Source organism: Nitratireductor rhodophyticola, from assembly GCF_019891355.1.
Lineage (GTDB): Bacteria > Pseudomonadota > Alphaproteobacteria > Rhizobiales > Rhizobiaceae > Nitratireductor > Nitratireductor rhodophyticola.
The window spans coordinates 999,032-1,019,505 of record NZ_JAHSSF010000002.1 but is presented as its reverse complement, the minus strand read 5'-3'; the positions used below and the strand labels follow the sequence as shown (position 1 = coordinate 1,019,505).

At 61.0% G+C, this 20,474-nt stretch carries 25 protein-coding genes; 7 read left to right on the top strand and 18 right to left on the bottom strand.

Going from position 1 to position 20,474, the window contains the following annotated elements; translation table 11 throughout:
* Positions 1 to 71: 71 nt before the first annotated feature.
* The 3 genes from KUG85_RS10450 to KUG85_RS10440 all read left to right on the top strand — a co-directional run bounded on the left by KUG85_RS10450 (position 72) and on the right by KUG85_RS10440 (position 2,658).
* On the top strand, positions 72 to 656 hold the full coding sequence (locus KUG85_RS10450) for a DUF1214 domain-containing protein (RefSeq protein WP_223005118.1): 585 nt from the start codon (positions 72 to 74) through the stop codon (positions 654 to 656).
* Positions 649 to 1,191, top strand: coding sequence for a DUF1254 domain-containing protein (locus KUG85_RS10445; protein WP_223005117.1), 543 nt, complete (start codon positions 649 to 651; stop codon positions 1,189 to 1,191). The genes KUG85_RS10450 and KUG85_RS10445 overlap by 8 nt, the downstream gene beginning before the upstream one ends.
* Before the next feature lie 552 nt (positions 1,192 to 1,743).
* On the top strand, positions 1,744 to 2,658 hold the full coding sequence (locus KUG85_RS10440) for a hypothetical protein (RefSeq protein ID WP_141686071.1): 915 nt from the start codon (positions 1,744 to 1,746) through the stop codon (positions 2,656 to 2,658).
* Here KUG85_RS10440 and KUG85_RS10435 read toward each other — a convergent pair.
* The 4 genes from KUG85_RS10435 to KUG85_RS10420 all read right to left on the bottom strand — a co-directional run bounded on the left by KUG85_RS10435 (position 2,634) and on the right by KUG85_RS10420 (position 6,078).
* Complete coding sequence (locus KUG85_RS10435; protein ID WP_007008420.1) at positions 2,634 to 2,981, bottom strand: DUF1491 family protein; 348 nt, start codon at positions 2,979 to 2,981, stop codon at positions 2,634 to 2,636. The two genes, KUG85_RS10440 and KUG85_RS10435, sit on opposite strands and share 25 nt — an antisense overlap.
* 59 nt (positions 2,982 to 3,040) lie before the next feature.
* Positions 3,041 to 3,994, bottom strand: coding sequence for a peptidoglycan-binding domain-containing protein (locus tag KUG85_RS10430; protein WP_223005116.1), 954 nt, complete (start codon positions 3,992 to 3,994; stop codon positions 3,041 to 3,043).
* Positions 3,969 to 5,666, bottom strand: coding sequence for a sensor histidine kinase (locus tag KUG85_RS10425; protein ID WP_255606351.1), 1,698 nt, complete (start codon positions 5,664 to 5,666; stop codon positions 3,969 to 3,971). The genes KUG85_RS10430 and KUG85_RS10425 overlap by 26 nt, the downstream gene beginning before the upstream one ends.
* A gap of 223 nt (positions 5,667 to 5,889) precedes the next feature.
* Positions 5,890 to 6,078 (bottom strand): hypothetical protein, encoded by a 189-nt coding sequence (locus KUG85_RS10420; RefSeq protein WP_223005115.1) that lies wholly within the window; start codon positions 6,076 to 6,078, stop codon positions 5,890 to 5,892.
* Between the two features lie 120 nt (positions 6,079 to 6,198).
* Between KUG85_RS10420 and KUG85_RS10415 the strand changes: the two genes are divergently transcribed.
* Both KUG85_RS10415 and KUG85_RS10410 read left to right on the top strand, forming a co-directional pair.
* A complete protein-coding gene (locus KUG85_RS10415) occupies positions 6,199 to 6,558 on the top strand; it encodes a DUF5330 domain-containing protein (RefSeq protein ID WP_223005114.1) in 360 nt (119 codons plus the stop codon).
* Positions 6,559 to 6,631: 73 nt separating this feature from the next.
* Complete coding sequence (locus tag KUG85_RS10410; protein ID WP_223005113.1) at positions 6,632 to 7,060, top strand: SufE family protein; 429 nt, start codon at positions 6,632 to 6,634, stop codon at positions 7,058 to 7,060.
* A 23-nt stretch (positions 7,061 to 7,083) separates the two neighbouring features.
* Here KUG85_RS10410 and KUG85_RS10405 read toward each other — a convergent pair whose 3' ends face one another.
* The 3 genes from KUG85_RS10405 to KUG85_RS10395 form a co-directional block, all read right to left on the bottom strand.
* Entirely contained in the window at positions 7,084 to 7,908 is an 825-nt protein-coding gene (locus KUG85_RS10405; protein WP_223005112.1) for a DUF6456 domain-containing protein, read from the bottom strand.
* Between the two features lies 1 nt (position 7,909).
* Positions 7,910 to 8,260: a helix-turn-helix domain-containing protein gene (locus KUG85_RS10400; protein ID WP_007008414.1), complete on the bottom strand. Its 351-nt coding sequence runs from the start codon at positions 8,258 to 8,260 to the stop codon at positions 7,910 to 7,912.
* 118 nt (positions 8,261 to 8,378) lie between these two features.
* Positions 8,379 to 8,528 carry a hypothetical protein gene (locus KUG85_RS10395; RefSeq protein ID WP_223005111.1) on the bottom strand — a complete coding sequence of 50 codons (150 nt, stop codon included), beginning with the start codon at positions 8,526 to 8,528 and terminating at the stop codon, positions 8,379 to 8,381.
* A 17-nt stretch (positions 8,529 to 8,545) separates the two neighbouring features.
* Here KUG85_RS10395 and KUG85_RS10390 point away from each other — a divergent pair, with 17 nt between their 5' ends.
* Entirely contained in the window at positions 8,546 to 8,845 is a 300-nt protein-coding gene (locus KUG85_RS10390; RefSeq protein WP_065818424.1) for a cytoplasmic protein, read from the top strand.
* A gap of 120 nt (positions 8,846 to 8,965) precedes the next feature.
* Here KUG85_RS10390 and KUG85_RS10385 read toward each other — a convergent pair whose 3' ends face one another.
* From KUG85_RS10385 to KUG85_RS10350, 8 genes are all read right to left on the bottom strand, one after another.
* Positions 8,966 to 9,385 (bottom strand): MucR family transcriptional regulator, encoded by a 420-nt coding sequence (locus KUG85_RS10385; protein ID WP_065818425.1) that lies wholly within the window; start codon positions 9,383 to 9,385, stop codon positions 8,966 to 8,968.
* A 435-nt stretch (positions 9,386 to 9,820) separates the two neighbouring features.
* Positions 9,821 to 10,198 carry a monovalent cation/H(+) antiporter subunit G gene (mnhG, locus tag KUG85_RS10380; RefSeq protein ID WP_065818426.1) on the bottom strand — a complete coding sequence of 126 codons (378 nt, stop codon included), beginning with the start codon at positions 10,196 to 10,198 and terminating at the stop codon, positions 9,821 to 9,823.
* On the bottom strand, positions 10,198 to 10,533 hold the full coding sequence (locus KUG85_RS10375) for a cation:proton antiporter (RefSeq protein ID WP_025030603.1): 336 nt from the start codon (positions 10,531 to 10,533) through the stop codon (positions 10,198 to 10,200). The genes mnhG and KUG85_RS10375 overlap by 1 nt, the downstream gene beginning before the upstream one ends.
* The gene (locus KUG85_RS10370; RefSeq protein ID WP_065818427.1) at positions 10,530 to 11,003 is read right to left on the bottom strand and encodes a Na+/H+ antiporter subunit E; all 474 of its coding nucleotides are present in this window, start codon (positions 11,001 to 11,003) and stop codon (positions 10,530 to 10,532) included. The genes KUG85_RS10375 and KUG85_RS10370 overlap by 4 nt, the downstream gene beginning before the upstream one ends.
* Positions 11,000 to 12,556 (bottom strand): Na+/H+ antiporter subunit D, encoded by a 1,557-nt coding sequence (locus tag KUG85_RS10365; protein ID WP_223005269.1) that lies wholly within the window; start codon positions 12,554 to 12,556, stop codon positions 11,000 to 11,002. The genes KUG85_RS10370 and KUG85_RS10365 overlap by 4 nt, the downstream gene beginning before the upstream one ends.
* Positions 12,557 to 12,563: 7 nt before the next feature.
* The gene (locus KUG85_RS10360; protein ID WP_065818429.1) at positions 12,564 to 12,941 is read right to left on the bottom strand and encodes a Na+/H+ antiporter subunit C; all 378 of its coding nucleotides are present in this window, start codon (positions 12,939 to 12,941) and stop codon (positions 12,564 to 12,566) included.
* On the bottom strand, positions 12,941 to 13,360 hold the full coding sequence (locus KUG85_RS10355; protein WP_025030605.1) for a Na+/H+ antiporter subunit B: 420 nt from the start codon (positions 13,358 to 13,360) through the stop codon (positions 12,941 to 12,943). Before KUG85_RS10355 ends, KUG85_RS10360 begins: the two co-directional genes overlap by 1 nt.
* A 1-nt stretch (position 13,361) precedes the next feature.
* Entirely contained in the window at positions 13,362 to 15,707 is a 2,346-nt protein-coding gene (locus tag KUG85_RS10350) for a putative monovalent cation/H+ antiporter subunit A (protein ID WP_223005110.1), read from the bottom strand.
* 315 nt (positions 15,708 to 16,022) lie between these two features.
* Between KUG85_RS10350 and KUG85_RS10345 the strand changes: the two genes are divergently transcribed.
* Complete coding sequence (locus KUG85_RS10345) at positions 16,023 to 18,131, top strand: S9 family peptidase (RefSeq protein ID WP_223005109.1); 2,109 nt, start codon at positions 16,023 to 16,025, stop codon at positions 18,129 to 18,131.
* Here KUG85_RS10345 and KUG85_RS10340 read toward each other — a convergent pair.
* From KUG85_RS10340 to KUG85_RS10330, 3 genes are all read right to left on the bottom strand, one after another.
* Complete coding sequence (locus KUG85_RS10340; protein ID WP_223005108.1) at positions 18,106 to 19,038, bottom strand: c-type cytochrome; 933 nt, start codon at positions 19,036 to 19,038, stop codon at positions 18,106 to 18,108. The two genes, KUG85_RS10345 and KUG85_RS10340, sit on opposite strands and share 26 nt — an antisense overlap.
* Before the next feature lie 21 nt (positions 19,039 to 19,059).
* A complete protein-coding gene (locus KUG85_RS10335; protein WP_223005107.1) occupies positions 19,060 to 19,509 on the bottom strand; it encodes a c-type cytochrome in 450 nt (149 codons plus the stop codon).
* A gap of 298 nt (positions 19,510 to 19,807) precedes the next feature.
* The gene (locus tag KUG85_RS10330; RefSeq protein WP_065818434.1) at positions 19,808 to 20,407 is read right to left on the bottom strand and encodes a superoxide dismutase; all 600 of its coding nucleotides are present in this window, start codon (positions 20,405 to 20,407) and stop codon (positions 19,808 to 19,810) included.
* Positions 20,408 to 20,474 lie beyond the last annotated feature (67 nt).

The window sequence follows — 20,474 nt, the reverse complement described above, 5'->3', positions numbered from 1 at the left end:
TACCTCAAAACGCTTGAACCTCCCGTTCGAGTTGAAGTATCCGGAAGCGTCCGTGGCCAGCCGGAACACGTATGCTGAAAACCCTAATCTTCGTGGCCTTCGTATTGCTCATCGCGCTTGGCGGCGGTGCCGGCAGCGCGTGGCTGGCGCTCGAATCGACGCGGACAATCGGCTCCGTGGAAATCGGCCCATGGGTCACCTTTCCCAGGCAGGGCACACACGACGCCGATCCCTATTCCCGGGCGAGAAGCACGCGTCTGGGCCAGCTCAGCCTTGGCCAGGCGGAAGGCATCGTCCTTGTTGCGGGTTCAGACAGCGCCGGGCGCCCTCTCCTGCGCCAGTGCACCTATCAGCTTCAGGGCGATCTCCCGCCCACCCGGTTCTTCACCCTGCATGCCATCGGTGAGAACAGGCAGATCCTTTCGGCGCCCGCCCGCTTTTCTTCGGCGCTTCATTCCCGCAGCCTCCTCTGGCGCCACGGCCCGCCCCTGAAGATCGTGGTTTCGCCCGCCCCCCAGCCTGAAAACTGGCTGGCCGTTGCCGGAACCGGCCCCATGGAACTGGTTCTCACCCTGGTGGATACGCCCATATCCACGGGCGCCCGCGTTGGCGAAACGAGCCTGCCCGGCATCACCCGGATGGAGTGCGATGTTTAGGCTCCTTCATGTGCTCCTGCTTGGCCTGTTCGGCGCCGCCGCCGTTCACATCGCCATCCTGTTCCTGCTTCCCACCTATTCAGAGCGCGATGTCTGGTCGGCGATGGCAGAGGAAGGTGATCCCTACGCATTCATCCGTCTGGGCGAAGGCAATGCCAACCCACTGCTCGCCGAAACGCAAAATCCGTTCTTCGATACGGCAGCCTGCCGCTTTGATCTGGAAAACGGAATGGTCCGCATCACCGCGGACGAGCGCGTGCCGTTCTGGTCGTTCTCGGTATACGACCGGGACGGATTCAACGTGTTCAATGCGAACGACCGGAGCGCCACCAACCGGGGACTGGATGCGCTGATCGTGAACGCCGCCCAGTTGCTGGAGTTGCGCAAGGGGGTTCCCGAAACACTCGCAACTTCGTTGATCGCCCAGACGGATATAGGGGAAGGCATGGTTGTGATCCGCGTCTTCGTTCCTGACGGAAGCTGGCGGATCATCGTGGAGCGGTTCTTTAAGGGTCTTCGCTGCGAGACACTGTAAATCTGTCACGCTCTTCAGCCAGCCGCCTCAACGGCAGCGCACCGGACAATACCAGTGTGCCAGCGGTCGCGTTCCTACGCCAGGGTCCGGACCTGGGCTCTAACCCTTAGTCGAGCGTCGGCGGACATCGTGCGGGCGGTCGTCTCCACCGGTGTCGGGACCACCGTCCGGTCGTCTCTCATAGCGCACGCCGGGAAAAATGATGATCGAAGCGCCGGCAGTCCGTCTTTTTGGTGCAGCCGATGACGATCGTTTCGCTGCCGCTGCAAAGCTCAGTATCGTAGCCATGACATCGCGTCCCTTTCGGTGATGGAGTGGTACGCAACGCCTCCTCCTTCCAGTAAGGCAGCACATGGTTAACGTTTGGTTACCTCCCATCGACAGGCAAACCCATCAACCGGGGCAGAACCGGAGAGTCTGAACGGAAGTCTAAAGAAACCGGTTAACAGCTTGCTAAGGGAATGGGTGTAAATCTCATCAATCATCGGTGCTCCAGGTGCAGCACCGGTGGGGTATCTTGTAACCAGTCGCGTTTCGGAGGTTTTGGTCTGCGTGTCGTCCGCTGTATTCAGGCAACTGGCTTCTGGCGGGGAAGCGCAAAGACCCGAGCGGCTGTTTCGCGCCGCGGTGTCCGCGTTCGTGTCGCTCACACGTCCGACACGGCGCGAAATCGCGCAGCTGGATGATCTTGCCCTTCCCCTCTACCCTTTGATCTCCGCCGAAACGCGCCGCTACGCGGCCGCTGTCCTTTCAGAATGCAGAACCCCGCCGCAGGGCCTGCTCAAGAAGCTCGCAGACGAGCCCGCGGAGATTTCCGCGTCACTTCTGATACGCTCACCGGCCCTGTCGGACGTCGATCTGATCGGTCTTATCGCCCGGCATGGCAAAGCCCATGCCCGTGTCATCGGACGCAGGACGGATCTCAATCCGGCGATTGCGGCGCTCACCCGTGCGCTCACGGCACAGATTGCCGAGACGGACAGCCAGACGGAAACTGGCGACAGTGCCGCTGAAGCGGACGTGCGCAACCGCCTGCGTCTCATCATGCGAGCCGCCAATTCGCAGGCCCCGCTCGGCTGGCAGAGCAACGGCGCTGAACGCCCATCCGCTGGCGATGCCGGGCGGATTCTTCGTGCGGCAGCTCTTTCCGGCGAACAGGATGCATTCGAAAACGCCCTGTCTTCGGTTCTTGGAATTACGCTTCAGGCGGCTCGCGAGATCACCGGTTTTCCAACCTACGGAGAGCTCATCATTGCCCTGAAAGCGCTGGAGCTGGGTGATGCGGAAGCTTTCCTTCTTTCCGCGACGGCTTTTCCCGGACTGTTTTCGCAGCGCAGCGCCATCGGCTTCTTTCTCGAGCGCTACATGGTTCTGTCTCCAGACGCCGCGCGCCAGACGCTGAACGACTGGCGGACAGGTGCCAGCCATCCTGGGCACGCTGGTCAGCCGGCCGCAATCTCGAAATAGCGTTCCGCCTCGTCCAGGTCCGTCACTTCGATCTCGACGAGCCAAAAGTCGGGGTCGAAACGGCGCTCCCGCTCAAGGCGCCTGTTGATGGCTTCCTCATCGTCCCGCGCAATCAATGCAAAGCGCCGCTCATTGGGCCGGGCCTCGTCATAGACCGCCTGCGCTGCAGGACCATAAAGCGCCTGCTGGCCGAGGCGATTGCGCAACAGAATGTATACGGTTCCGGCCTCGCGCGCGCCCTTTTGCAGGACCGTCGCGAACCCGCCCTCGGCGAAGAGCCGCTTTGTCAGGGCTGAAACCCAGAATTCGCTGGTCAGACGCACGCGAAGCGCCTCCTCGGTTCCTGCGGAAAAATGATCTGCCGACGACGTCCGCGCTCACCTCAGTTGGTCAGGCCAACTTCGCGCATCTTGGCCAGAAATGCCTCATCCGGTCGCCCGCTGACCGGAAGACCGAAAAGGCTCTGGAACTCGCGGATGGCGGCCTGGGTGTCCTGCCCGAGAACACCATCAACCTCGATCCCGTCATTGCCGAACGCTTTCAGACCGGCCTGCACGCGCATGATGGTCGGGTCGGCTTCATCCGTATCAAGTGACGCCGTCTGAACACGCGGCTGCGGAACCTCCGCCGCCCGCACCGGCACCTGCGCAGCTTCCCGCTCCACGCTCAGCGGGGTTGCCGCCGGGCGTTGATAGGCCGGTCGCGGCGTCGGCGTCGGCAGCACCTGCGGCATGGAGGGCGCTGCAGACGCGGGCGGCGTGTGGCCGACAGGTTGTACCGCCGCGAGACCGAGCTGACGCAGCAGCGCCTCATCGACCATCGGCGACGGATCCAGATCCACGATACGGCGATAATTGCCAATTGCCGTGCGGGTTGCAGGCCCTTCAAGGCCATCAATCGTGCCGCGGTATAATCCCAGCTCCTGCAGCACTGTCTGCACCTGGCGTATGGTCGGATCGCCTCCCGCCACCTCGTCTGGACGCTCGACCGGGATCGCGCCGGTCGTATCCTGATCGGGCGCCACATCACGTGGCGCCTGGCGGGGTGTTTCGGTGATCACTGCCGGCACCGCTGGCACGGCGGGCCGCTCAGATGCCGGCCCGCTCCGGGTATCCGTGAAGGCGGGCGTGCGCGTTGAAATCAGCGCGCCCGAGTGGAAATGCGGCTGGTACCAGAGCGCGTTTGCCGAAACGAAGGAGAAGGCGACGGCAAAAGCCGTCGCGCCACCGACTGCCACCGGATTGCGCACGATTGCCATTCCGACGCCGGCAAGCCCGGCGCGGAGCAGAGTTCCAAACGTGACCTCCGGTTCAGGCCGTCTTGCGGTATTCTTCATGACTCCACTCATCGTCAGATACCGGTTTGCCACCCCGGCCATTCTCATCCTTTTCCGCGCCAACACCAACCGGCAGCGAAATGCTTACGCGCGTGCCTTCGCCGGGCGCGCTGTCGATCGTCATACCACCGCCCTGCAGGCTCACAAGCCCCTTCACGAGCGCTAGGCCAAGGCCCGTTCCTTCAACATGCCTTGTCTCGTCATTTCGCACCTGGGCGAACGGCTCGCCGATCCGCTCCAGATCATCGGCCGCGATGCCGACACCGTTGTCGGTGACGCTGAAATCCAGGCGATTGCCGGACCGTTCGGCTGTGACCTGGACGCGGCCATGGGCGTGCGAGAATTTCACGGCGTTCGACAGAAGATTTATCAAGACCTGCTGCACCGCACGCCGGTCGCAATAGACGACGCCAACATTCTCCGCAACAGCCACATCGACATCAACGGAACGGGCAGTTGCATCCGCCTTGGCGAACGCCACGCTTGCGTCCACCGCCTCCGAAAAGCTGAACGCTTCCGGGTGCAGCGTATAGGTGCCTGCCTCCAGTTTGGAGATTTCCAGCGTCGAGTTCACGACCGAAAGCAGATGCTCACCGGCCTCATGAATGAGTCGCACATATTCGCGCTGCCGGTCATTGGAAAAGCGCCCGAATATCTCCGTCTGAAGCGTGTCGGAAAATCCGAGGATCGCGTTCAGCGGCGTGCGCAGTTCATGACTGACAGCGGCCAGCATGCGCTTGCTCTCAACCTTTGCGATGCGCGCCTCTTCCCGCGCCCGCGCCACATCATGCTCCAGTTCTGCCCGTTCGCTTTCGTCGCGGACAATGGCGACGATCTGCCCGGCGTCGCCCTCCTTCAAAAGCTCGACACCGAACTGCCTGTAACCGGGAGCACGGAACGCGTCACCCTCGGCGGGCATGCGCAGGCGGATGCTGATCGCGCGCCGGTCGGCACCATCGGTCAATTCCGACACGGCACAGAGATAGGCAACGCGGTCGCCCACATGAATGCGCTCGAAAAAGCCGTTTCCGAGGAGAATGTCGGACCGGACATTCAGGACACGTTCCGCCTGGCACGACGCATCCATCACATCGCCGGTGCCATTAAGGCGCAGCACGAGCGCGTTCATCCGCGCCTCGATGCCTGTCTCTTGTGACGGCGCCTCGAGGCCCTTCTGCGTCGCCCCGGTTGTGCCGAAGCGCAGGGCGAGCGTTGCCGCATAGACAAGGGGGATCAGCCAATGGGCTGCCAGCGGCAGCGATGACTGGAACCCGAAGCTCAATGCCCCGCCGGAGGCGGCCAGCGCAAGGGCCAAAGCGCCGGCAGCGCAGCCCGTGAGGGCAGCACGCCGCGTTCGCGCAATCCAGAAACACTCCGCCGCAAGAGCACCGGCCATGGCCGTCATGGGAGAAGCAACCCCGCCCGAAAGGACGATCACGGCGCTGACGGCAGCAAGCCCCAGACCAAGCGCCAGCCCTTCAATCCACGTCCGCCGCCCGCCGGCAAGCAGACCCGCCGCGGTCAGCCAGCTAACCGCAAATCCCGCGCTGGCGAGCGCCAGCGTCTGGGCGAAGCCGACCGTTCCGGCAAGAAGAAGTGCGACCGCTCCCGCGAACAGGAAGGGTGCCGTAAAGAGCACACCCGCCAGCCGCAACTGGCGCGAACGCTCCACCCCGTGTTCGACACTGGGATGAATCAGCCTTTCGCATGCGGCAGAAAGGGCTGCCGGCCATTCTTGATATGATGCTACTCGTGAACTCAACTCGACGCGCTCTTGCTTTGTCCGTTCGGCGGGTTCTTGTTCCTGCCGAGACTCGCACCGAGCGTTTAAGGAAAGGATAAGCGCAGGCGCCGAGGGGCGGACGACAAGCGCAAAAAAGGAAGAAATCAGCCCGTCAAACGCGGATGAATGTCGTCATGGTTAACGCGCGCTGAACAAAATGGCCGTAGAAACAGTCACGCTGAAAACCGCAGAATTCGGCCATGCCGAAGAAAAAGATCAACCGCACCAATTCATTAGATGCCCAACGAAGCGTAATCGGTATTCCGCGGGTTTGAGACAGGTTTGCTTCAAAGGTCAACATTTCCGAACTTTTAAAAAGTTTGCCTTCAATTTTAGGAAAAATCTCAAGAGCTCCTTGGCATGGCCATGACAGGATATTTGCCAGGGACGCCCCAAGGGGCAGAAAACGGGACTGGACGTCATGGGCTTTCTTATTCGGTCGATCTTCTGGCTTTCACTGGTGCTGCTTTTGCTGCCGATCGGCGGAACCGGCAGCGAGGATGGCACGGAAACACCGCAGGTCGGCGCCCTGCAGGCGCTGGGTGCAGCGCGCGAGGCCATCAGCGACATGGTCGGCATCTGTGAGCGCAAGCCCGAGGTCTGTGCGACCGGACGTGCCGCCCTTCAAACGATCGGCGCGCGCGCCCGCGAAAGCGCCCGTTTTGCCTACGAGATGCTCGAAGAGCCGGCAGAGGGTTCGGCAGAGGCCACTGCAGGCATAACGGACGTGCCCCTGACAACCGGAAGCGTTGCCGAGCACCCCGCCGGTCACGATCAATAGATCATTGGCGGCTTTTGGCGGCAAACAAAGGTTTTCCGTGACGAACGGCCGGACAATCACTATATCCGGCTTAATGAGCATCACGATCGACACCATCTACGACGATTTCGCCTTCCTGGACGACTGGGAAGAGCGTTACCGCTATATCATCGACCTCGGCAACGGCCTGGAACCCTATCCCGAAGCCGCGCGCGACGAGGCCCATCGGGTGCGCGGCTGTGTCAGCCAGGTGTGGCTGCACACCGAGCGAGGAGACGGCGACGACCCCGTGCTGACCTTCAGAGGCGATTCAGACGCCCACATCGTACGCGGTCTCGTCGCCATCATGATGCTTCTGTTTTCCGGCAGGCGCGCCAGCGAAATCCTGGCGATCGACGCTGAAAACGTGATGCGCAAACTCGGTCTTGACGAGCACCTCACACCCCAGCGGGCCAACGGGCTGCGGTCGATGGTTCAGCGCATTCGGAACGAAGCCACCGAAGTCGCGCCCGCGGCAGGCTGATTGCCTGCCCGGGGCCAGGACTTTCAGGCGAGCTTTGGCCGATAGTTCTCCACTCCCCAGTGCAGGATGGGACGAGATTTGTCGCCCCGCACCCCGGCAGATGGTTCGTAATGCCGCGCGAGCGCGCCAAGCGCGGTTTTCAGCACCACCTTGGCCGAGCGAACGGGCCAGCCTCTTTCCGTTTCCACCTGCTCAAATCCCTTCAGGAAGCAGCAGATGTCGACGAGGACACCGGACAGTTCCGGCCCGACGGCATCGAGCGCGCAGTCGACACGCTGACGCGCGGCCAGAGCAGCGTCTGTGAGTTCCACGCCACCCCCGGCCCCCGCACCCCGCTTGCCCGCTGAAACGGTCGCGATCCAGTTCGCGCTCAGCCGCGGCATGATCTGCCCGCGGGTATAATCCGCGCGCAGTTTTTCTCCGGCGTCGAATTCCGCCCGGGTCAGAAAGGGCTCGCCGTTGCGCGTCCGTCGGCGCGCCAGTTGCGCAAGCGGAGATTCGCTGAGTGTCGCCGAAACGATCTCCTTCTCCGATCCCTGCCGCAGAACCCTGCGTTCGATCTCCCAATGCTGGCCCCTGAAGGGATCCCGGCGCGCTGCCAGCCGCCGCGCGCAGGCGACACCTGCGGCACTCAACGCGACCTTACCCTCAGTGCGACGCAGGAGGTCATCCTTCTCCAGCGCTCCCAGCACGGCAAGAGATACCGAAACCGTGCCCCGCTCACCGCCGTCGAGCAGCACGCATCCCCCCTTTGCGCCGCGCTGTTGCCAGGCCGGCCCCTTCTGCAGAAACCGCAGGCAGCGCCGGCGTTCGCGCGCATGGCGCACCTCTTCCTTGAATACAGCCATGTCAACGCAGCTCCATGTTGCGGAACGCAGCGGCAGTGATGCGTTCCGTCATCAAGACAATCCGGTCGAACTCCTCGTCGTCACGCATGTCCTCGATGATATGACAGGCGTACTGGACCGTTGTTCGGTCGCGCCCGAAACCGCGCCCCACCTCGGTCATGTTGAGCCCAAGAACGACATGTGCAGCGTACATGCCGATCTGCCGCACACGCGTTACACTGGTCGACGAGCGCCGTGTTTCGCGCAGCTCACGCCCACTCACGTTGAAGAGCGCGGCAACGATGTCGAGAACACATTCGCAAACCTCCCCGACACGCTCCTCCGCGACCGGACTCAAACGGCGATGCAGCATTGCGGGCGGCTGTTCTCCAGGCGTTGCGATCCGCCCTTCTCTTTGTTCCGATGATTTGGCAGCGTTTGAATGCACAGGCTTTATCCCTTCACAGGAAAGAGGAATAAATTCTTATACCCTACACATCCATACCCGGGAACAAATTACGAACAGATAATTCGTTGAAATCCTGCAAGGGTTTGAAATCACGGAAGAAGTAAAGCCGGCCTGCAATTTTCAACCCCGGTTTATCCCCGCCCCTCCCACGGCCCGCATAGTTGTCGCTCACGACAAAAAGGGTTGAGCATGACATCGATAAAACAGGAGAGCCTGGCCTTCCGCGAAGCCAAGCGGCAGCGCTATGAGAATGCGCGGCAAACAGCAGCGCTGTTCCTGACAGGCGGACTGGATCTGCAAAAGGCGCAGAAAAGCTCGGGCGCTGAGCGCATCAACATTCTTCGTCGCCTGAGACGGCTGATCGAGCGCGAGCGCCTGAAGGGTGCGCGCAACCACTGGAGCTACGACCTCAACCGCCACATAGCTCTCAGCCAGGCGCTCAAGCGCCTGGCGTCGAACGAGGCGCAAAACGCTCCGCGTCACCACTGAACGGGCGACACGCAACCGCACGGCCTGCCCGCATCGCAAACTGTGGGCCCGGATCAAAAAAAAGCGGCGCAGATTGCGCCGCCGATCCAAGGAAACCACGCTGGCGTCACGCGCCAAACGCTATTTTTCCTTGCGCTTGCGCCCTAAGCCCATCTGTTTGGCGAGTTTCGAGCGTGCCACGGCATAGCTCGGAGCGACCATCGGATAGTTGGCGTCCAGCCCCCATTTTTCCCGGTACTGCTCCGGCGTCATACCGTAGTGCGTCATCAGGTGACGCTTTAGCGACTTGAACTTTTTCCCGTCCTCAAGACAGATGATATAGTCTTCATGTACAGAGCGTTTCGGGTTTACAGCCGGCTTCTGCTTTTCAGCAGGCGGAGCCTCCGGAGTGCCGCTCACTCGACCGAGCGCTGCATGAACGTCCGCAATCAAATTGGAAAGTTCGGATGCAGGAACAGGATTGTTGCTGACATAAGCAGCAACGACATCTGCGGTCAGTTCAATAAGAGTATCATCGTTTTTTACAGATTCTTCGTTCATTTCGTTACCTTGCCCCAACGTAAATTCAAAACCACAACCTCATGCCGCCAGTGATGAGGTGTCTGTAGGAATCTTTAGTTCTTCAGGCATTTTTTGATCGATTCCCGACAAGCCGCAATCATATCGTTCTTTTCCTCCTGCCGGTCAACTCACAATTTCAAATTAATACTATCAGAAGGCGAAGTCAGATTGTTTATCCCATCTCAAAAAATCGAAATTCATTCCAAAAATCAGGTGAATTCGATCTTAAACTGGGCGTTAATCTAAGTCGACCTTATCAATTTTTCCGCGCATAGCGTAACAATCGGAGATAGGAGCATGGACAGAGACGCCCGAACCCATGCAAAACTCATGAAATCGCACCGGTCGGCATCTTTCACCCGGCAAGGCATGTCATGCTAAACTGAAAAAGAATATTAGAAGAAAAACTCTTCTCTATTCTTCTTCAGTTCTTTTGTCTTCGCCCGGAAGCGAGGTGGCACCCTCAGGACCTGCCATCTCGTCGTGTACCGACTGCCCCCAGAGCCTGTAGCCTGCCGCGTAGGCGGCCTTGGCCAGAAGATGTGCAGATATCGGCGCGGTAAGCAGAAAGAAAACCACCGCCGCCAGCGCACGCGTCACAATGGCCTGGTCCTGCGCAAAGATTGCCAGTGCGATAAGCATCAGCCCCGATCCGAGCGTCCCCGCCTTGGATGCTGCGTGCATGCGCGTGTACAGATCCGGCAATCTCAATATGCCAACTGCGGCGATCAGCGTGAAGGCTGCGCCAATAATGATGAGCAGGCCTGTGAGTATGTTGAACACGTCGCTCATCACTGCTCCTTGTCGCCGTAAATGCCGAGCGTATCGCGCTTCACAAACTCCTGCTCATAACGCCGACTGAGAACGAAGCGGGCAAACGCCACGGTTGCGAGAAAGCCGACAAGCCCCAGAGCGATGGCGATATCGAGATAAAGCGTGAACCCGGTGCGAATGCCGATCACCGCTATGAAGCCAATGGCGATTGTCACCAGCATGTCGAGGGCGAGAACGCGGTCGGGCAGGCTCGGTCCCACCAGGACGCGAACAACCGTCAGCAGGAAAGACAGGCTCAGCAATGCGAGTGCGATAAACTCGGCAAAGACGAGAAATTCTTCGCTGGCGCTCATCGAAACGCCTCCATGATCTTTCGTTCAAAACCTTCGGCAATGTCGCGCCGCAGTTCCTCAGGGTCAGAGCAGTCAATCGCATGGACATAGAGAAAGCGGCGATCCTCCGAAACGTCGACAGACAGGGTCCCCGGCGTCAGCGTGATCAGGTTTGCCAGAAGCGTAATCTCGAAATCCCTGTCGACCTTGAGCGGATAGGCAAAGATACCTGGCTTCAGGTCCATTTTCGGCGACAGGACGAGAAGAGCGACCCGCCAGGCCGATAGCACCAGTTCGTAGAGAAAAAGAAGCGCGAGCGAGACCACCCGCATGCTGCGCGCAAAATACCCCAGCGACCCGACCTGTTCGCGGATAAGGTAAAGCGCAGCGGCACCGAGGAGAAAACCGAAAATGAAATTCGGCAGGGTGAAGGAACCGCTCACCGCGGTCCAGATCAGCGCCAGGATGATGTTGATCAGGGACAGTCTCATTGCGCTGCCTCCGCGGGGAACACCGCACCAATATAACCCGATGCATCCAGGAGCCCGGCAGCGGCAGCCTCGGCCACCCGGATGAACGGTTCCGGATAAACGCCAAGCAGGACAATCGGGACGCACAGCAGGGTCATTGAAGCGTATCCATAGCCGGGGGCGCCCGCAACCTCATCAGACGGAGCCCCCTGCGGCCTGTTGCGCCAGATCGCCAGGATATAGACGCGCCCGAGGGCGATCGTGGTCAGGAGCCCCGTCAGCAGAATGGCGAAGGAGAGCCAGGGCCAGCCGGCTTCCAGCGAAGCCCGTACAAGCAGCACTTTCGGCCACAGACCGGATGCCGGTGGCAGTCCTGCCACGGCAAGCATGAGAACAAGCGCGAAAGCCCCCATTGCCGGGTAGGCACGGTAGAGGCCGCCCAGTTCATGCAGCGAATAGCTCCCGCCAAGCTCCTTGATCACGCCGGCCAGAAGATAAAGCGCCGTCATCGCCAGAACGGAATGGAACGCATAGAGGATCGTCCCCGTCAGCCCCGTCTCGGTTCCCAATGCGAGCCCCGCAAGCATCATGCCGACGCCGGAAATCACCACGAAACCCAGAACGCGGCGTATATCAGACTGCGCGATCGCGCCCATGATGCCGAGCACCATCGTGCCCGCGGCCACCCAGGCGATGACGCCGGAAAGCTCCGCCCGCTCGACGGGGAACAGCATCACCAGAACGCGCAGAAGCGCATAAACGCCAACCTTGGTCAGCACGCCGCCAAACAGCGCCGCCGTAACGATGCGAGGGGTATGATAGGAGGCGGGAAGCCAGAAATTGACTGGGAAAGCGGCGGCCTTCATGCCGAAGGCAAGCAGGTAGAGGACGGTCAGCGTCATCAGTGGCCCGCTCTCGCGCATGGCACCGGCCCTGCGCGCAATGTCGGCCATGTTGAGCGTTCCGAACGTACCGTAAAGATAGGCGGTCGCGGTCAGGAACAGCGTCGTGCCTACCAGATTAAGAATGGCGTATTTGGTTGCGCCGTCGAGCTGGCGGTCGGTCGATCCGAGGATCAGAAGACCGAAGGACGAGATCAGAAACACCTCGAACCAGACATAGAGATTGAAAATGTCGCCCGTCAGAAACGACCCGCCGACACCCGCCATAAGAAGCATCAGGAACGGGTAAAAGCCATAGCGACGGCCGGTCGCGCCAATGTCCTTCATCGCATAGAGCGCGCAGACAGTTGCGACCAGCGTGGCGACAAAGGCAAGCGAAGCGCCGAGCGCATCCGCGGTAAAGGATATGCCGAAGGGCGGCAGCCAGCGCCCCATGGTCATCACCTGCGGCCCGTCCGCCAGCACCTGCAAAAGGAGTGCCGCATTCGCGGCCAGCGTCAGAAGCAGCCCCGCAATGGCAATGCCCGCATGCAGCCGGGTTTCATGACGAACCATGAGCAGCACTGCGCCGAACAGGATAGGCACCCCGATCGGGGCCACCAGCATCCAGTCGCCCAGCACTGTCGGCTCTGTCACCATTGCGTTGGAAATATCGATCGTTTCAGCGGCCATCGGTGTCTCAGTATCCAAGCGGGGGCATCGGCTCGCCCTCGGGTTCGGCAACGCGCATTCCGTCCGTGTCGTCCGTTCCCAGTTCCTGATAGGCGCGGAATGCCAGAACCAGCAGGAAGGCGAAGAGCGAGAACGAGATCACGATCGCCGTCAGGACCAGCGCCTGCGGCAGCGGATTGGCCGTCGCGACCTCCGGTGTCTGCAGCGCTTCGGGAATGATCGGTGGAACCTCACGCATCAGCCGGCCAGCCGTGAAGATGGACAGGTTCACCGCATTGCCGAAGATCGATACCCCCAGGAGAATGCGAATGATGTGCTTTGACAGCATGAGATAAATGGCAACGGCAAAGAACACGCTGACGACAAAGGAGAGGGCGACTTCCATTATCCATGCTCCCTTTCTTCAAGGGCGAGCGCAATCGAGGTGATCGAGCCAAGGACGACGAGGTAAACCCCGATGTCGAAGAACAGAACCGTGGAGAGGTCCACGGGGACACCGAGAACGCTCACCTTGGCCCAGAGCCCTGTCATGAAGGGTACGTCGAAGGCGAAGGACAGCCAGCCCGAAATCGCCGACACCAGCAATCCGAACCCCGAGATCGCCATGGGGTGGAAATAGAGTGCGCGGCGCACTGGTGAAACGCCGCAGGCGATACCGTAGATCGCGAAGGCCGACGCAGCGATCAGCCCTCCGATAAACCCGCCCCCCGGCTCATTGTGTCCGCGCAGAAGCACAAACACGGAAAACAGGATCATCAGGCTCGTAAGATAGGGGGCGACGGTTCGGAAGATCAGTGTGCGCATCTCACCGCTCCTCTTTGTTGTCGGCCAGCGGCTTCACGCTGCGGATGCGCACCAGGGCCAGAATGGCAAGGCCGGCGATCATCACCACGGCGATCTCGCCCAGCGTATCCGTTCCGCGGAAGTCGACGAGGATCACGTTCACGATGTTGCGGCCATGGGCGATCACGCGGGAATATTGCGAGAAGAAATCGCTGAGCTCGGTGTTGAACGGCACCTGCGTCACGCGCAGCAGCATCAGCCCCAGTGCCGCACCGCACGTTCCTGCCACGGCAATGTCGAGCAGCTTTTCGCCCGTCGGACGATGATCGGTCGGCGACAGGCGCAGCCGCGTCATGACAAGGGCCAGAATGACGACGGACAGCGTCTCCACCATGAACTGGGTGAAGGAGAGGTCCGGAGCGCCAAGCAGCATGAAGATCAGCGCGACCGCAAATCCCTGAATGCCGAGGGAGACAATGGCGGTCAGCCGGTCACGCGCATAAATCACCGCACCAAGCCCGATCAGCGCAATCAGCAGAACTGTCCATTCATAGAACGGCATTCTTGGAAACTGCGGCGCCGCGGGCCATTCATCGTAAAGCCCCATAGGGACCAGAACAGCGACGGTGACAGCGATGAATGTCGCCGTCATGTAGTAGTCGAGGCGGCCATTCTGGATGATGTTGGTGACGCGGAAAGACAGACGCGTCAGGCCGCGCATCACCTGGTCGAAGCCCTTGTCCGGCCCCCAGCCGATGGCGGCGAGAAGGCCGGCCATGGTGGCACGCCCCTGCCCCAGCATGATGAAAACCAGAATGCCCAGCGCCACGGTTAACACCGAGAGTGCGAGCGGCAGGCCGATATGCGGCACGGTCGAGATCGTCACCGTTACGGGTTCGCCGAGAACGGCCGTCGACATCGGACTGCTGACGAGTTCGTGGCTCACGCCTGAAAGCAGGGCCGAGACCAGCCCCAGTCCCGCCAGAACGAGAGGCCCGAGCCAGAGCAGGATCGGCCCTTCATGGGCATGTTTGGGCGTTTCAGCCTTCGCGCCGAGGAACGGTTTCAGCGCCACGGCAAAGCCGATGGCGAACATCAGGCCGTTGCCCGCGAGCGCCACCAGTGTGAGCAGCGTGGTCCAGCCATCGGCAAAACCGAGACCGGCGTAAATTTCCTCCTTGGCGAGGAAGCCGAAAAACAGCGGAACGCCACCCATCGACGAGGCAGCCAGAACCGCAGCGGCAAAGGTGATCGGCATCGCCTTGCGCAGGCCACCCAGTTTCGTGATGTCGCGGGTGCCGGACTCATGGTCCACCAGGCCCGCCACCATGAAGAGCGCGCCCTTGAACATGGAATGCGCCACGAGGTAGAGCACCGCCGCCTCAACAGCCTTCTCCGAGCCGACACCCGTCAGCATGACAAGCAGGCCGAGCGAGGCAACGGTCGTATAGGCCAGCATCAGCTTCAAATCCGTCTGGCGCACCGCCAGAAGCGTGCCGACGAGCAGCGTGGTGCCGCCAAAGACGGGCAGGATCGTCTCCCATGCCGCAGTGTCGCCCAGCACCGGATTGAGGCGCATCAGGAGATAGACACCCGCCTTCACCATCGTGGCCGAGTGCAGATAGGCCGAAACGGGCGTCGGCGCTTCCATCGCGTTGGGAAGCCAGAAGTGGAACGGGAACTGCGCCGATTTCGTAAACGCGCCGCCAAGAATCAGAACCAGCGCGGCCATGTAAAGCGGCGCATCGCGCAGCGCGCTTTCGCTTGCGAGCAGCGCCGACATGGAGGTAACGCCCGTAGCGCTCCAGATCACCAGAAGGCCGGCCAGAAGCGAAAGCCCGCCAAGCCCCGTCACCACAAGCGCCTGCAGTGCTGCACGCCGGGAGGCTTCACGCGAATGGTCGAAGCCGATCAGCAGGAACGAGGTTATCGAGGTCAATTCCCAGAAAACGAACAGGGTCAGGAAGGAATCGGCCACGACGAGGCCCAGCATGGATCCCATGAACATCAGGATGAAGGAGAAAAAGCGTCCCTGATGCTCATGCCCCTTCAGATAACCGCCTGAATAGAGCACGATCAGCGCGCCTATGCCCGTGATCAGCAGCGCAAAGGTGACGGAGAGACCATCGAGAAACCAGGAGAAATCGACCGACAGGCTCGGGATCCACACATAGCCCCCGGCCAATGTCTCTCCACCAGAGATCGTTCCGACAAAGCCTGTGAAATGAAGAAAGATGAGAGCGGGGGCCAGGGCCAGCACCCATGCCGCGTTGTGTTTCAGCGCTTTTGTCAGCACTGGTGCGATGGCGGCGGCTGCAAACGGCAGCAACAGAGCGAGAAATGTCAGCCACTGGCCGTCTGCCGTCATGAACTCTCCCCAATTAAATTCGTGTTTCAGGACACGTTTGAAAAACTTACGGTGACATAAACACTCGCCTCAGGCACCACAAGGCGTAAACCGACCTGTAAAGCGCGATGAAACGCCGCCATTCACAGGAGATTGCACAGCTTAAACCACCCATCACGCCAGATGCAAAACCCGTTCACCGGATATGTCCCGGTTCCCGAAGCCGCACGAAAAACACTCCAGGCCATTGCCATGCCCCATTCGGTCGGGACATGTATGGAGCAATCCCTGCGGCGCATTGCACGCGCCCCCTGCAGATATCCACAAGGTAACCCCATGACTTCCAGACCGTTCGCCACGGACGCAAAAGCCCCCTCGCCCCGCGCGCATCCCGTAAATGACACGCGTCACGGCATCGAGCGCACGGATGAATATGCCTGGATGCGCGCCGAGAACTGGCAGGAGGTCCTGCGTGACCCGAGCCTTCTCGCCGACGACATCCGCGCCCATCTCGAAGCCGAGAATGCCTATCAGGCAGCGCTCATGGCCGATACGGAAGCCTTGCAGAAAACACTCGTTGCCGAGATGCGCGGCCGCATCAAGGAAGACGAAACCTCGGTACCGGCCAGAGACGGCCCCTATGCCTATGCCGCAGGCTTCCGCACCGGCGGCGAATATCCCCGCTTCTTCCGCCTGCCGAGCGCCGGCGGCACTGAGGAGACCCTGCTCGACGGCGACCGGGAAGCCGAAGGCAAAAGCTATTTCCGCGTCGGCGGCGTCGATCATTCGCCCGATCACAGGCGTCTCCTGTGGGGCCATGACGACAAGGGTTCTGAACTCTACACGATCAGCGTGCGCGACCTCGCCACCGGCAAAGACCTTGCCGACACGGTCGCCGAGACCGGTGGCGGCGGTGTGTGGGATGCGGCAAGTGACGGGTTTTTCTACACCCGCCTTGATGAAAACCATCGCCCCTCGAAAGTGTTCTTTCATCGTGTCGGCGCGAACCCCGACGAGGATCGCCTGGTCTATGAGGAGGCCGATCCGGGCTTCTTCGTCGGCGTCTCCGGCAGCCGCACGCAGGAATGGATCTACATTTCCGCCCATGATCACGAAACGTCGGAATGTCACATCCTGCCGGCCAATGATCCCGAAGCCGCGCCGCGCCTGGTCGCGCCACGCGAGACCGGTCTTCAGTATGATCTTGAAGAAGGCGGCGACGTCTTCTTCATCCTCACCAATGCGGACGGCGCCAAGGATTTCAAGATCGTCACCGCGCCGGCCAGCGATCCCTCGCGCGAAAACTGGCAGGATCTCGTGCCCCATGAACCCGGCCGCCTGATCCTCGCAATCATGGCCTTCGCCGGTTACCTCGTCCGTCTGGAACGCCAGGACAGTCTGCCGCGCATCGTCATCCGCGACCGCCACGATGGGTCGGAGCATACCATTGCCTTCGACGAAGAGGCCTATTCGCTGGGCCTTCAGGGGTCCTACGAATATGCCACCGACACGCTCCGCTTCTCCTATTCCTCAATGACCACGCCGGAGCAGGTTTTCGACTATGACATGCGCACCCGCACCCGCATGCTCCTGAAAACGCAGGAAGTGCCGTCCGGTCACAATCCGGATGACTATGTCACACGTCGTCTGATGGCTCCGGCTCCCGATGGCGAACTGGTGCCCGTATCGCTGGTCTATCGCAAGGGCATCGCGCTCGACGGCTCCGCCCCCTGCCTGCTCTACGGCTACGGGGCCTACGGCATGGCCATGCCCGCCTCCTTCAGCACCAACTGCCTGTCGCTGGTCGATCGCGGCTTCGTCTACGCCATCGCCCATATCCGCGGCGGCAAGGAAAAGGGGTACGCCTGGTACGAAGACGGGAAGCGTGAGAAGAAGGTCAACACGTTTACCGATTTCATCGCCGCCGCCCGCCATCTGGTGGCCGAGGGTTACACCAGCCACGACCGCATCGTCGCCGAGGGCGGCTCGGCCGGCGGTATGCTCATGGGCGCGGTTGCCAACATGGCGCCGGAGGCGTTCGGTGGCATTGTCGCCGCCGTGCCCTTCGTCGATGTGCTCAACACCATGCTCGACGACACGCTGCCTCTCACCCCGCCTGAATGGCCCGAATGGGGCAATCCAATTGCCGCGCGCGAGGATTACCACACCATCGCGGCCTATTCGCCCTACGACAATGTGGGCGCGAAGGACTATCCGCCCATTCTGGCGCTTGCCGGTCTCACCGACCCACGCGTCACCTACTGGGAACCGGCGAAATGGGTTGCGAGGCTGCGTGACCGCAAGGGCGGCGACCACCCGGTCCTGCTGAAGACCAATCTCGATGCTGGACACGCCGGAGCCTCGGGCCGCTTTTCGCGGCTCGAGGAAAAGGCGCTCACCTATGCCTTCGTGCTAAAAGTTACCGGGACGATGGATAGCCGTTAGGCCTCGCAGGCACCGCTTTCAGATAGGCAGCAATCGCCTCGCGATCTTCCCTGGAAAGCCGGGCCATGTTCTTCTGGACGGAGACCATGGCCCCGCCAACCGAATCGAACTCCGGCGTGAACCCACTCTCCAGATAATAGGCGATGTCGCCAGCCGACCAGGAATCGATCCCGCCATCGCCCGAGGTGACATTGGGCACGATCCCCTCACCTTCCGCTGACACGGCTCCGGCAAGCCACTGGTCGTAAAGCTGCCCGCCGGCGAAATTCCGCGGCGTGTGGCATTCGCCGCAATGGCCTGCCCCCTCCACCAGATATTGTCCGCGCTTTTCCGCCTCCGAGGCGTCGGAACCAAGCACGAGCACCGGCGCGTCATGCATGAAGGCGAGCTTCCAGAGCCCGATACCCCGGCGCATTGTGAAAGGGAAGGAAAGTTTATGCGCTCCCACATCGCCCTCCACTTCCGGCAGCGTCTTCAGGAAGGCAAAGAGGTCGCTCACATCCTGCCCCGTCATCCTTGCATAGGAAGGATAGGGGAATGCAGGATAGTAGTGCGCGCCCTCAGGAGAAACGCCGTGCAGCATCGCATTGGCGAAATCCATGTCGCTCCACCCGCCAATGCCGTCCTCAGGATGCGGCGAGATGTTGGGTGCGACGAAGGTTCCGAAATCGGACTTCAGTTCAACCCCGCCCGCAAGTTCCAGCCGCGCATCGCCGTCGGCCCCAGGGCGGGCATGGCAAGAGGCACAGCCGCCGGCCCAGAAAACCTGTTCGCCACGCGCCGCGTCCGGCGCTTCAAGCGCGCCAAGCGCCCCGGCCTCCAGCGAGGTCGGGGCGCTCAGCATCCAGAACGCTACTCCACCGCCCGCGATGGCCACGAGAGCGGTGGTCAGCAATGTCTTCTTCATGACAGCACTAAATGTCCCGGGTCAGTTGTTCTGCACGCGGAAATTCTCGTGGCAGCTCTTGCAGTTTCCGAAGACAGGCCCGATCGCAGCCTGGAAGGCAGCAAGGTCGGCAGGACCGTCTTTGCCAGAGGCTTCAACGGCAGCCGCAGTGTCGGCGATGTATTTGTCGAGCGTGGCCTGAAAACCTTCCGCATCCCCCCAGATGGCAGGTGCGGCCGTGGTGTCGCCACCGTCCGAGCCTTCGGGGAAGAAATCACCGAAGGATTTCGCACTCGCGCTCAGTGTCAGGATGGCCGCCTTGGCGATGGCGGGGTTGTATTCCAGTTCCCCCTTCATCATCGCGCCTGCAAGCCCTGCAGAAGCGGCATTCGCCTGCATGATCGCCTTGCGCACGGCAATCGGATCGTCCGCCGCGGCGACAGCAGAAACGGATAAGCAGAGTGCGGAAACGGCAAGCGCAAATTTCTTCATGAGAACCCTCCGGTGATTTGTTCGAACAATACCCCGACCAACGCGCCTGACCCGCATTTATTCCAGAATGCCCACTCACGGTTTCGTGAAGGCGCATACGAACCGGGAAGGTCCGGCGAATCAAAAAGGCCCGGCGCTGGCCGAGCCTTTCGGTACAGCTCGAAACTGTACTGATTGTGAAATCGCCTAGATCGCCGTGCGTCCATCCGGACGCACAAAGGACGATCGAAACCATAAATGGAGCATCGGAACAATCCGAAAACCGGATTCCATTTTTCGGTCCGATGCTCTAACGCAATTACGAAGCCTGCTCGTAAAGCTCCAGCACGTAATCCCAGTTGATCAGGCTGTCGACGAAAGCCTCGAGATATTTCGGGCGCGCATTGCGGTAGTCGATGTAATAGGAGTGCTCCCACACATCCACGCCCAGGATCGGCTTGGCATCATGAATGAGCGGGTTCTCACCGTTCGGGGTCTTCATGATCTCCAGCTTGCCGTTCTTGACGGCGAGCCAGGCCCAGCCCGAGCCGAACTGCGTCGCGCCCGCATTGATGAAGTCGGCGCGGAACTTGTCGTAGCCGCCGAGATCGCTGTCGATCGCCTTGGCGAGCGCGCCCGGCAGGCTGGTGCCGCCGCCGCCCTTCTTCATCCACTTCCAGAAATGAACGTGGTTGTAATGCTGGGCCGCATTGTTGAACAGGCCGGCATTCTTGCCGTGGGACTGCTTGACGACCTCTTCGAGGGACAGGCCGTCCATGCCTGCTTCAGCCGCAAGCTTGTTGCCATTGTCGACATAGGCCTTGTGGTGCTTGTCGTGGTGGTACTCCAGCGTTTCCTTCGACATGAAGGGCTGCAGTGCCTCGTAATCATAAGGCAGATCCGGCAGTTCAAAAGCCATGGTGGTAAACTCCCTCGTACAGGTGGTTGAATTCTGCAGGACGCAGATGGGGGTGCGTCTCCAGTGA